Source organism: Acinetobacter sp. Li1LvA2 (genome assembly GCF_056156705.1).
Map to the genome: position 1 here is coordinate 313967 of NZ_JBSICF010000003.1, position 12777 is coordinate 326743.

Annotated in this window: 10 protein-coding genes; 2 read left to right on the top strand and 8 right to left on the bottom strand. The window is 39.9% G+C overall.

Going from position 1 to position 12777, the window contains the following annotated elements:
- Window positions 1-147 precede the first annotated feature (147 nt).
- The 3 genes from ACS604_RS08800 to prfB all read right to left on the bottom strand — a co-directional run bounded on the left by ACS604_RS08800 (window position 148) and on the right by prfB (window position 2854).
- Entirely contained in the window at window positions 148-1206 is a 1059-nt protein-coding gene (locus ACS604_RS08800) for an alkene reductase (protein WP_151963772.1), read from the bottom strand.
- 28 nt (window positions 1207-1234) lie between these two features.
- Window positions 1235-1537 carry an ArsR/SmtB family transcription factor gene (locus tag ACS604_RS08805; protein WP_002121891.1) on the bottom strand — a complete coding sequence of 101 codons (303 nt, stop codon included), beginning with the start codon at window positions 1535-1537 and terminating at the stop codon, window positions 1235-1237.
- Window positions 1538-1758: 221 nt separating this feature from the next.
- Window positions 1759-2854, bottom strand: a protein-coding gene (gene prfB, locus ACS604_RS08810; RefSeq protein WP_107880456.1) for a peptide chain release factor 2 whose coding sequence is annotated in 2 segments (ribosomal slippage) — window positions 1759-2781 and window positions 2783-2854 — 1095 coding nt in all. Because the reading frame shifts where the segments join, the coding sequence is not laid out codon by codon here.
- Window positions 2855-3246: 392 nt separating this feature from the next.
- Between prfB and ACS604_RS08815 the strand changes: the two genes are divergently transcribed.
- Window positions 3247-4014 carry a putative porin gene (locus ACS604_RS08815; protein ID WP_004790036.1) on the top strand — a complete coding sequence of 256 codons (768 nt, stop codon included), beginning with the start codon at window positions 3247-3249 and terminating at the stop codon, window positions 4012-4014.
- 49 nt (window positions 4015-4063) lie between these two features.
- Here the strand turns inward: ACS604_RS08815 and recJ are convergent, their stop codons facing one another.
- The 5 genes from recJ to ACS604_RS08840 form a co-directional block, all read right to left on the bottom strand.
- The gene (gene recJ / locus ACS604_RS08820) at window positions 4064-5764 is read right to left on the bottom strand and encodes a single-stranded-DNA-specific exonuclease RecJ (protein WP_474771300.1); all 1701 of its coding nucleotides are present in this window, start codon (window positions 5762-5764) and stop codon (window positions 4064-4066) included.
- Entirely contained in the window at window positions 5765-6421 is a 657-nt protein-coding gene (gene pdxH / locus ACS604_RS08825; RefSeq protein ID WP_312821264.1) for a pyridoxamine 5'-phosphate oxidase, read from the bottom strand. It lies immediately after the preceding gene.
- Window positions 6422-6431: 10 nt separating this feature from the next.
- Complete coding sequence (glmM, locus tag ACS604_RS08830; RefSeq protein ID WP_440203230.1) at window positions 6432-7769, bottom strand: phosphoglucosamine mutase; 1338 nt, start codon at window positions 7767-7769, stop codon at window positions 6432-6434.
- 148 nt (window positions 7770-7917) lie between these two features.
- A complete protein-coding gene (gene guaB / locus ACS604_RS08835) occupies window positions 7918-9384 on the bottom strand; it encodes an IMP dehydrogenase (RefSeq protein WP_004790042.1) in 1467 nt (488 codons plus the stop codon).
- 194 nt (window positions 9385-9578) lie between these two features.
- Window positions 9579-10376, bottom strand: a complete 798-nt coding sequence (locus ACS604_RS08840; protein ID WP_174740682.1) for an oxygen-binding di-iron domain-containing protein — start codon at window positions 10374-10376, stop codon at window positions 9579-9581.
- 227 nt (window positions 10377-10603) lie between these two features.
- Between ACS604_RS08840 and ACS604_RS08845 the strand changes: the two genes are divergently transcribed.
- The gene (locus ACS604_RS08845; protein WP_174741963.1) at window positions 10604-12742 is read left to right on the top strand and encodes a TonB-dependent siderophore receptor; all 2139 of its coding nucleotides are present in this window, start codon (window positions 10604-10606) and stop codon (window positions 12740-12742) included.
- The last annotated feature ends 35 nt before the right edge of the window (window positions 12743-12777 follow it).

Below are 12777 nucleotides of genomic sequence, written 5' to 3' on the forward strand. Positions count from 1 at the left end.
TCAAATAGTCAAAGTTTAAAACTGGGGAAAATATAACATAGATAGAAAAAATGGCAGAGTTTCGATACCTAAACTCTACCATTACAAGAAAAGCGATTTACTGAGCCCATAAATGAACGAGGTCAGTAAATCATCAGTTCAAAAAGTTTACGAAGCTTCTAGCGTTGGATAGTCTGTATAACCTTCAGCACCTTTCGCATATAAAGTTGTTGGTTGAAGTTCATTTAAAGGTAAGTCTTGCTCTAAACGCTGTAAAAGATCTGGGTTGGCAATATATGCTTTACCAAAAGATACTGCGTCAGCTTCACCATCACGCAAAATACGTTTTGCTGACTCTGGTGTTAAGTTCTCATTCGCAATCCATACACCATTAAATTTTTCGCGAAGTTTAGGGCTAATACTATCAGCAGCTTCATATTCACGAGAGAAAATGAAAGCAACATTACGTTGGCTTAGTTGTTCAACTACATAACCAAACGTTGCTAACGGGTTTTCATCACCCATATCGTGTGAATCGCCACGTGGTGCAATATGTACCCCTACTCGGCCAGCGCCCCACACTTCAATAAATGCATCAACGACTTCTAATAATAAACGTGCACGGTTTTCAACAGGACCACCGTATTCGTCATCACGTTGATTCGTATTACTTTGAAGGAACTGGTCAATTAAGTAACCATTCGCTGCGTGTAATTCAACACCATCAAAACCAGCGGCTTTAGCTAATTCTGCTGAATGTTTATATTGAGCAACAACCTCTTTCACTTCTTCTAATGAAAGTGCACGCGGTTTTACATACGGACGTTTAGGACGTAACAAGCTCACTTCACCCGCAGGTTGAATTGCACTTGGTGCAACAGGAATATCACCATCTAAAAGTTCAGGATGCGAAATACGGCCAACATGCCAAAGTTGAGCTACAATTTTTGAACCTTGAGCATGAACTGCCTCAATAATTTTATTCCAAGCCTGTGCCTGCTCTTGTGACCATAATCCTGGAGTTTCTGCATAACCCACAGTTTTTGAACCAATCACTGTTGCTTCAGTCAAAATTAGACCAGCATTTGCACGCTGTTGATAATATTCAACCATTAAATCATTCGGTACTCGACTTTCACCACTACGCGCACGCGTTAATGGAGCCATTACCAATCGATTTTTGATTTCAAAATCACCAACCGTTAAAGGAGTATTGAGTTCAGCCATAGTCGCCTCGACTTACACTTTAATATTGTTAAAGTGTTTGTTTTAAATGTTCGATATATTGCTGAATCAAAGCTTCGTTACGTGAAAAATAAGACCATTGACCATATTTTTGGACCTGAATCAGACCCGCCTGTTGTAAAACAGACAAATGATTCGACATTGTAGACTGTGCTACTTTGCCCAATCGTTCAATATGACCTGCACAAACACCCTTCTCAAAACTACCACCACACTCTTCCACTGGTAAATAATGCGCAGGTTCTTTCAACCATTGCAAAATCTGCCGACGTAGCGGATTGGAAAGGGCTTTGCTAATTGCATCAATATCCATAGGCTCAACACGTCTTTTAAACGAACAAAGCTTTATTCAGCATTTCAAAAACATCATATCGCACTTTTTCGATATTCATATCTGTTTTTTTCGATATTCATATCGCATTTTTTCGATTAAGATTCGAAGGCTGAATTGCTTTGCCGTTTTAATCGCTAAAAATCCAAGAGTTCTACATATTCATAGATGAACTGTATTTAAACTAAAAGTTCAGCAGACTCTTATAAACCTTGTTTTAAGCTCGCCTCAATAAAGCGATCAAGGTCACCATCAAGAACAGCACCTGTATTAGAATTTTCAACGCCCGTACGTAAATCTTTAATACGTGAATCATCTAATACATATGAACGAATTTGGCTTCCCCAACCAATATCAGACTTCGAGTCTTCTAGAGCTTGAGCCGCTTCATTACGTTTTTGCATTTCCAATTCATACAAACGTGCACGTAACTGTTTCCATGCATGGTCACGGTTAGCATGTTGCGAACGCTGGTTCTGACACGCCACCACAATACCTGTTGGAGTGTGGGTCAAACGTACTGCCGAATCGGTTTTGTTAATATGCTGACCACCTGCCCCAGATGCACGGTAAGTATCGGTACGAACATCAGAAGGATTAATATCAATTTCAATATTGTCATCAACTTCTGGTGAAATAAATACCGCAGAGAATGAAGTATGACGGCGGTTACCACTGTCAAATGGTGATTTACGAACTAAACGGTGGACACCTGATTCTGTGCGTAACCAACCGTAGGCATATTCACCTTCAACACGAATTGTTGCAGATTTAATACCAGCGACATCGCCATCAGATACTTCCATAAGCTCTGCTTTGAAGCCATGACGTTCAATCCAGCGCATATACATACGTAAAAGCATAGATGCCCAGTCTTGTGCTTCGGTACCGCCTGAACCTGATTGAATCTCGACATAGCAAGGATTCGGGTCCATTGGATTACTAAACATACGACGGAATTCAAGTTTAGCCAGTTCATCTTCAGCAGCACTAAGCTCCGACTGAACATCTTCAAGCAAGCTTTCATCATCAGCTTCTACAGCTAAATCTAACATCGCTTTTGCATCTTCAAGTTGTGTTGACAACCCATCCAATACATTAATAACGTTTTCTAGTTCGCCCTTTTCTTTCGCCATGGCCTGAGCACGGCTTTGATCATTCCAAATCGCAGGGTCTTCTAACTCACGTAAAACTTCTTCTAAACGCTCTTTTTTCAGATCGTAGTCAAAGATACCCCCGTAGTGTTTGGCTACGATCAGTTAAGTCTTTCAATTGGTTTAGATAAGGATTAATTTCCACGCGAGTGTTCCCATAAGAGCAGATAAACAGTCAATTATTTTAGCATAGCTGCGGTTATCTTCGAACCTGCTTTGTATTTCTCATTATATTTCGCTCATCTAATTTCTAAATTTTCTTCAGTTCATTTTAAGCTTAACCGGTAACATCCTCATACAAAATTGGGTACTTTTACAGCATTTTTTATGATCTACACAAAATCTCCTCAATTTTAATAAAATTAAACATTCTATCTTTATATTTTAAAATCAAATATTTAAGTTAAATATATTTACAAAAAAAGCACATAGTTACAGTGCGGTTACTTGTGCAAGATTGACGCTACCCGATTTTCCTCTAGACTAAAAGTTGTAACAAAACATTTATAAAATCGCTTTTTAGAGGGGAGAGATTCCATGAAAAAACTAGCAATTGCATCAGCTCTTTTATCTGCACTCGCAGTAAGTGGCGCAGCAAACGCTTACCAAGCTGAAGTTGGTGGTTCTTACAATTATCTTGATCCAGACAACGGTAGCAGCGTAAGTAAATTCGGTGTTGACGGGACTTATTACTTTAATCCTGTTCAAACTCGTAACGCTCCACTTGCAGAAGCAGCATTTTTAAGCCGTGCAAGTAATGTTAACGCACTTATCAACTATGGCGATAACAGCGGTACTAAAGATACTCAGTATGGCGTAGGTGTTGAATACTATGTTCCTAACTCAGATTTCTACCTTAGCGGTGATGTAGGCCGTAATGAGCGTGAAATTGATAACACCAATATTGATAGCAAAGTAACTACTTATGCAGCTGAAGTAGGTTATTTACCAGCTCCAGGTTTATTACTTGCACTAGGTGTTAAAGGTTACGACGAGAAAGACGGTAAAGACGGCGCTGATCCAACAGTTCGTGCTAAATACGTAACTCAAGTAGGTCAACATGACGTAAACCTTGAAGCGTTCGGTGCGTTTGGTGACCTAGACGAATATAAAGTTCGTGGTGACTACTACATCGATAAAACTTTAAGTCTTGGTGTGGATTACTACAATAACGACTTAACTGATAAAGATGAATTTGGTATTAATGCTAAAAAATTCTTGAATCAACAAGTAAGTCTTGAAGGTCGTATTGGTTTCGGTGACAACGATAACACTTATGGTGTTCGTGCAGGCTACCGCTTCTAATCTTACCTAGAAGTTTATAAAAAAATCCGCTCAAATGAGCGGATTTTTTTTATTGGTTTAAATGCACAATACGCAATTGTAAATTTACATTACCCTTAAATACATTACGGTCAATCTCATAGACCAAATGAACTTCATCTTGCATAGGATTAAATTCAAATCGTCCAGCGGCATTAAAAGCAATCGCATCAAAAGTATATTGATCAAGAGCCAATCTAAGTTTTAGATGTGTTTCTTTAAGCCAACGATAATCAACAACTTTAAAATGTCCTTCAAACTGAGGAAATGGGAATTTTTGCCCCCATGGTCCAAGTTGCTCAATCCAATCCAATGTGTCTAGTTGCAAAGCCGAAGCTGGTAATTCCCCATCTGTCCATAAAGTAGCTTGAAACAAAGATTCTTCCATAGCTGCAACACAGGTAGTAAACACTGTTTTAAAAGCATCAAAATTTTCTTTACGTATCGTTAAACCTGCCGCTGCTGCATGTCCACCAAAATGGCTCACCAATTCGGGATGTTGTTCAGCAACCTGTTCAATCGTATCTCGAATATGCACCCCATCAATTGAACGCGCAGATCCTTTAATATGGACACCATCTTCATCTGGTGCAAAGACAATAGCTGGTCGATGAAACTGTTCTTTTAAACGCCCTGCGACAATCCCAATCACGCCTTGATGCCAGTTTTCTTCGAAGAGCACCAGAGCTGGGGGAATATCTTCTTTTGAGAGCTGCAAACTATCTAAAGCAGATAAAGCTTGTTGCTTCATCTCTCCTTCAATTTGTCGCCGCTCTATATTCAACTGATTTAATTGTTGAGCAATCGGGTAAGCTGTTTCAATAGAGTCTGCTAATAAACACTCTATACCGATGCGCATGCTCTCCATACGCCCAGCAGCATTAATACGCGGACCTAAAACAAAACCTAGATCTTGTGCACGCAAAGACGACGCCTCTCGGCCAGCAATATCCAACAGTGCCAATATCCCAACTCGACATTGATGTTGCTGAATCCGCTTCACACCTGCATCCACTAAAATGCGGTTGTTATAATCTAATACAGCAACATCCGCATAAGTTCCCAAAGCAACCAAATCTAGATATTGAGTGACTTTGCTTGTGCTTTTACCTTGTCTAGTACGTAAACTTGCCAAATTGGCCAACACATAAAATGCAACACCAACACCAGCAAGCGCCTTACTCGGAAAATCACAGCCTAATTGATTTGGATTCACCACCGCCTCTGCTAGAGGCGTTTCTTTTGTTGTTAAGTGATGATCGGTAATAATAACTTGCATGCCCAGAGCATGGGCTGTATCAACTCCAGCATGGCTGGAAATTCCATTATCAACTGTAATTAATAAATCAGGTTGATAAGTTTGATGTGCAAGCTCTGCAATTGCGGGGGTAAGCCCATAACCGTATTTAAATCGGTCTGGAACTAAATAGTCGACTTGTGCTCCTATATCACGAAGCACCAATACCATTAACGCTGTGCTGGTTGCACCGTCAGCATCATAGTCACCGACAATAACAATCTTTTTCTGTGCATCAATAGCTTGATCTATTAATGTCACAGCTGTCTCTAGTCCCTTGAGCTGCGGGGCTAATAAATTCTTAAGCTTTAGCTCTAATTCCTGTTCAGATTCTACTCCACGCCTTGCCAAAATTTCGGCAATAAACGGCGGCACGCCCTGAAATTGTTCAGGGCGTGTCAATAAAGGTCTTTGTTTGATTTGTATTTTTGTCATTTAAGGCATCAGTCGGTGCAGCGTCCATTGACCGTCGATTTTTTCATAACTCAAGCGGTCATGTAAACGATTTGGTCGTCCTTGCCAGAATTCATAATAATCTGGTTGCAGACGATAACCGCCCCAGAACTCCGGCTTGTCAAGTACTTCACGGCTTTCAACTTGCTGTTGTAAGTCTTGAAAACGTTGCTGTAACAGCGCTCGGCTTTCAATTTTACCGCTTTGGGGAGTACTGATATGCGCTGCAATCTGGCTATCACGTGGTCGTTTAAGATAGTAATCTGTAGATTCTTGCTCAGCAATTTTAACTACGCGACCACCCACTCGAACCTGACGCTCTAGACTTGGCCAGTAAAATAATAATTCGGCATATGGATTTTCTGCCAAATCAATACCTTTTTGACTGTCATAATTCGTATAAAAATCATAACCAGCTTCTGTAGCCCCACGTAACAAAACTGTTCTAACATGAGGTCTGCCCTTTGCACTTGCAGTTGCTAATGACATTGCATAGGGTTCATGCAAATTGGCTGCTAGAGCATGGTTAAACCAACCAAGAAACTGCTGATGAGGGTTAGATTCAACCTGCCCCTCATGCAACTCACCTTGCTCATAACTTAAGCGTAATTCACTTAAATCTTTGATGACATCACTCATGTCGGGCACCTTATGCGACTTGTGCTTGTGAACGAACTGAATCAGCTAAATGCTGAGCTAAAGCTTTCACCTCTTGCTCATCATCACCTTCAACCATGACACGAATCACAGGCTCTGTTCCAGACTTACGAATCAAAATACGACCACGGCCTTTGAGCTGTGCTTCTGCTTTATCAAATTCAGTAACCAATGCCGGAATAGAATACGGATCAAGCATTTGTTCTAAACGTACGTTCAAAAGTACTTGTGGGAATAATTTAAAGTCTTGAACCAATTCATGAAGAGCCTTATTTTGCTCGACCATTACTGTTAATACTTGAAGTGCGGCGATAATGGCATCACCAGTCGTACTCTTGTCTAAAGTTAGAATATGACCAGAAGGTTCACCACCTATCACCCAAGCATTTTCTTCTAAAGCCTGTAATACATAGCGGTCACCGACTTTTGCACGAACAAAGTTAACGTTTGCTTTTTCAAGTGCAACTTCAAGTGCCATATTACTCATGACAGTACCAACAATACCCGCTGGCTTATTTTGAGCTTGAGTCGCCAAAATATATAAAATATGGTCGCCATCAATTAAGTTACCAAACTTATCCACCATCACAACGCGGTCAGCATCACCATCAAAAGCAATACCTAAATCTGCTTCCTGCTCAACTACTGCTTTTTGTAAGTGTTCAGGATGTGTTGAACCACAGCTCTCATTAATATTTAAGCCATCTGGTTCATTATATAAAGCAACAACTTTTGCCCCTAACTCACGGAAAACTGAAGGCCCGACGCTATATGCAGCGCCATGAGCACAGTCCAACACAATCTTTAAATTATTTAAATCAAAGTGGTAAGGGAAAGTAGATTTACAGAATTCAATATAGCGACCATTTGCATCATTTACACGAACACTTTTACCTAAGTTTGCAGTGTCCTCAATGAATAAATCTTTTTCTAATTCGTGGTTAATTTCTTCTTGTAATGAATCCGGTAATTTTTTACCTTCGCTTGAAAAGAATTTAATCCCATTATCATAATATGGATTATGCGATGCAGAAATAACAATACCTGCATGTGCATGTAAAGCGCGAGTAAGGTGTGCAATTGCTGGTGTTGGTAATGGGCCAAGTAGATGAACATATACGCCAGCAGCGTTTAAGCCTGCCTGCAAAGCAGATTCTAAAATGTAACCAGATAAACGAGTGTCTTTTCCTAATACAACGAGCGGTTTATTTTTTGGACTCGTTCGTTTTAATACCTTCCCTGCAGCAAATCCGAGTTTTAAAGCAAACTCTGGAGTAATAGGCATTTGCCCAAATTTTCCACGAATACCATCCGTTCCAAAATAACTCATAGCTTATCTCATTCTTACGCCACTTCAGGGTGGCTCACTTCATATATGGCAATTCCGCCATATTTCTTTTCGTTAGATTTACTTTACACCAAAAACAAAAAGCCGTCAGTGTAATGACGGCTTTCTTCATTGTTTTGGTTACCAAAATCTAACCAACACGATAGTTTGGAGCTTCTTTAGTAATCGTTACATCATGAACATGTGACTCAGACATACCAGCTGAAGTAATTTTCACAAATTTCGCATTTTGGCGAAGATCTTCAATCACAGCAGAACCGGTATAACCCATCGATGAACGTAAACCACCCATCATTTGATGAACGATGTTACCCATTGGGCCTTTATATGGAACACGGCCTTCGATTCCTTCTGGTACTAACTTCTCAGCACCCGCTTTTGAATCTTGGAAATAACGGTCAGCAGAACCAGTTGCTCCCGCCATTGCACCTAATGAGCCCATACCACGATATGCTTTGTAGTAACGACCTTGGAAAAACTCAACTTCGCCAGGCGCTTCTTCAGTACCTGCAAGTAATGAACCAACCATGATTGTGCTTGCACCCGCACCGATCGCTTTTGCCATATCGCCAGAAAAGCGGATACCGCCATCTGCAATTAAAGGAATTTGATCTTTTAGTGCGCTAGCAACGCTGTCAATCGCAGAAATTTGTGGCATACCAATACCTGCCACAATACGTGTTGTACAGATAGAACCAGGACCAATACCTACTTTTACAGCATCTGCACCTGCATCTAATAATGCTAATGCAGCATCACCAGTTGCAATGTTTCCACCAATCACTTGTACTTGAGGGAAGTTTTGTTTCACCCAACGTACACGTTCAATTACACCAGCTGAGTGACCATGTGCTGTATCAACAACAATTACGTCAACACCAGCTTCAACCAATGCTTCCACACGACTTGGTGTATCAGCACCAGTACCTACCGCAGCACCAACACGTAAACGACCAAGATCATCTTTACAACTGTTTGGATAGCTTTCAGCTTTGCGGAAGTCAGTTACTGTAATTAAGCCTTTAAGTTCGTTGCTCTCACCAACGACTAAGACTTTTTCAATACGGTGTTTTTGCAATAATGCTTGAATATTTTCTTTAGACTCGCCTTCACGTACAGTTACTAAACGATCTTGACCTGTCATGATGTTGCTAACAGGTTGTTCTAAATTAGTTTCAAAACGCGTATCACGGCCTGTCACAATACCAACAACCTTGCCGTCTTTAACAACAGGTACACCGCTAATGTTATTAGCAGTGGTAATTGCAATCAGTTCACGTACTGTAGTTTCAGGCGTTACAGTGATAGGGTCTTTCACCATACCCGCTTCGAATTTCTTTACACGGCGTACTTCTGCAGCTTGAGCAGCAATATCCATGTTTTTGTGCAAAATCCCGATACCACCATTTTGTGACATCGCAATCGCCATACGTGACTCAGTCACTGTATCCATTGCAGCTGAAACTAATGGGATATTTAAATGAATGCCGCGAGTTAATCGTGTCTTTAAAGAGACATCTTTTGGGAGAACAGTAGAGTAGGCAGGAAGTAATAAGACATCATCGAAGGTTAGCGCTTCTTGAACGATGGTCAGCATAACAATCTCACTGGTAAATTCCGTGAGCTATTATAAACAAATTTCAATGCAATTTTCATATTATCTTTGCCTTTTTCAGCAATAGATGTAGAGCTGCTCTAAATAATTCCCACTTATTATAGTTTTAACGTTATTTTTTAACCCATGTTTTTGCAACCCAGAATTTTATCTGGGTTGATCATTAGACATCATATTTAGGCAGGACAACTAAAAACTTGTTCTGTCATCAAGTCAACACCACAAGGTAAAACCTCAATCCAGTCCAAAAACTGATTAATCATTTCTTTGCCAATAAATGGACTGCCATGCTGTGGAACAATCATTTCAATGTCCATCTGGCGGACCATGTTTACCCATAAACGGATAACCTTATTTGAACACATATAGCGTTGGTGAAAAGCTTTCATTTTCAGAACATGCGTATCGAAATCTGTTAAAGGTTGATTAGCATCCTCAACAATCGAAGCGCCCATATCACCAGAAAATAGAATTTTGGCGACTGGATCATAAAACTGAAAATTACCAACCGAATGTAGAAAATGTGCAGGAACCACCACAAGCTTTGACTCCCCCAATTGAATCACTTGACCCTGATCAGGTAGCTCAATTAAGCGATCTTCCCAATTCCCTTTCATACGTTCACTCATAAATGAGGAATTTAGGTGCGGTAGAAAACGTGCCCATAATTTTGACGCCACAACTTTAGCATCGGTATAGACCAACCAGCGTGGCATTGAGGTAATAATGTCCGGATCCTGATGCGAAGCCATCACATAGTCCAGATTTTTCAAACGCGTATATTTATTTAATTCCATCGTTAATGGAACATAGGTTAAATCGCCACCCGGATCGATTACAGCAGCACGCTCATGATCAATAATTAAAAATTGATTGGCTTGGATACCTTCCCCTTTGACCAAACTGGTAAAACTAATACATTTATGTACGCCATTATCAAATAATATCTGCGATGTTGTTTTTTCAAACCCCATACAATTCCCCAAAAAAACTTTAAATATTAGATATTTTTATATCCATACTAAAATAAAGGGATTCAATGACTCTTGCAATGAATTGCTTTATTTTTCTCATAATATTTTAAAATAGCTTTTGCTTTTCTTATTTTATAAATGAATCATAATGTTATTTAAAATTAACCCACAATAAATTAAAATAATTCTCATTATCAGTTTTATCTTTTGCGCTGTCTAGGCCTCCCATGAACCAAGCACCTTATTTTTCAAGCTCCAAAACATTGTTAGCAGTTGCTATTTTTAGTTCGATGACAACAAGTCATGCTGATGAAACAGCAGAACAACAGAATTCGACCAGTGTGCTACCCACAATTTCTATTCAGGCACAAAAAGAACCCAGCTCTCCCTATGTCGCAACAAAAGCAACCTCTGCCTTAAAATCGGATGCAACCTTATTTAAGACTGCTCAATCAGTTTCGGTAGTAACCCGCGAACAGCTCGACCAAAAACAAGCTAAAACTCTAGCAGATGCACTTGAAGGTGTTGCAGGTGTGGAAGCTGGAAAACTTGGTCGTCGTGGTTGGGATGATTTTGTTATTCGAGGCCAGACCTCTTCCGATTCGGTTTACGTAGATGGTTTAAGAGTTGGACAAAATACTTATGTTGCCACTGAACTATCAGGCATGGATCAGGTCCAAGTCTTAAAAGGCCCTGCCTCTATTAATTTCGGTTTGGTTGCACCAGGTGGCATGGTCAATTTAGTCACTAAACGACCTGAAGCAGAAAACTTTGCGCGTGCTAGCATGACTTATGGCAGCTATAACTTAAAAGAAGGTACATTCGACTTAAACTATAGCCCTAATAATAGTGAGAAAGGTGCTTTTCGTTTAAATGGTCGTATCTCTGACCAAGATGATCCGACAGATTATGTGTATTTTAAAAATTACTATATTTCACCTTCTTACAATTTTGACTTAGGTGATAACACTGACCTCTCTGTCATCGCAAGTTATCAGCACCGCGAATATATTCGTCAGCAAGGCTTGCCTGTAATTGGCACATTAAAAGACAATCCTAACGGCGCTATAGACCGAAGTTTATATATTGGCGACCCTAACTTCGGTAAATATGAAGCAGATGTTTACCGCACTGGTTATACGTTTAAACATGCCTTTGATAATGGCTGGAACTTTAACCAGAATTTTGCAGTTCAAAAAACTGAAATGGATGGTACTGCGGTTTTTGCTCAAACTAAAAAGTTTTGGGCAGATTCATCTTACACAACCATTAACCGAGCTAATAATAGTCGGCATCAAGTGATTGATAACTTAAGTTTCGCCATCGATAACCGTTTAAACAAACAGTTTGATTTATATGGTATGCAACACGACCTTAATATCGGAGTAGATGCTTTTCAGGAAAAAAGTGACTACACCAATGATAAATACGATATTGGTAATTTAAATATCTATGACCCCGTTTATGGTCAAAACGTGACATTGAAGCAAAATGTTCGGGATATTAATCGTCTCAAATATTTGGGACTCTATTTACGTGATCGCATTCAACTCAATGATCAATGGCTTTTAAGCTTATCTGGACGCCAAGACTGGGCACAAACTCAAAGCACAAGCTTAGTTACAAGTAGTGCAAGTAAACAATCAGACAATGCTTTTACGGGTAGCGCCTCTGTCATGTATACCCTTAATGACATTGTTGCCCCTTATGTCAGCTATGCCACTTCATTTACACCTAACAGTGGTACTGATGTAAATAATAATCCGTTCAAACCTGAAGAAGGAAAACAGGTTGAAGTCGGAATGAAATTACAAAGTCCTGATCAACGAATTCAAGGCGCTATCGCTTGGTATGATTTAAAACGTCAAAATGTTTTAGTCACTGATACTGCGAATAGTGGCTATAAAATACAACGTGGCGAACAGTTAACTCGCGGTATTGAGACTGAGCTCAGCGCAGAAATTTTAGAAGGCTTAAAATTAACAGCTGCATATACTTACACCATTGATGCTGAAATTAGTAAAGATGCAAACTCAAGCAATGTAGGAAAAGCACTCGATAATATTCCTGAGCATGCTTATAGCTTGTCAGCACGTTATAAATTTGACCCAGAATCAAAACTTGGTTGGTATGTTGGCGGTGGATTCCGTGGCGAAACATATAAAACTGTCGATGGCTTAGATATCCACATTCCGGGCTATACAGTCTTTGACACTGAAGCTGGCTATGACGCTGGACATTGGGGTGCTCAACTTGCGATTCGTAATTTATTTGATAAAGATTATTATGCAGGTGCCCTGAATGAGAATTTGGTGACGCTCGGTAACCCACGCCAAATTAACTTCACAGTGAAATTTAACTATTAAAATAATCCACAAAAAAACGCACTCAATTCGAGTGC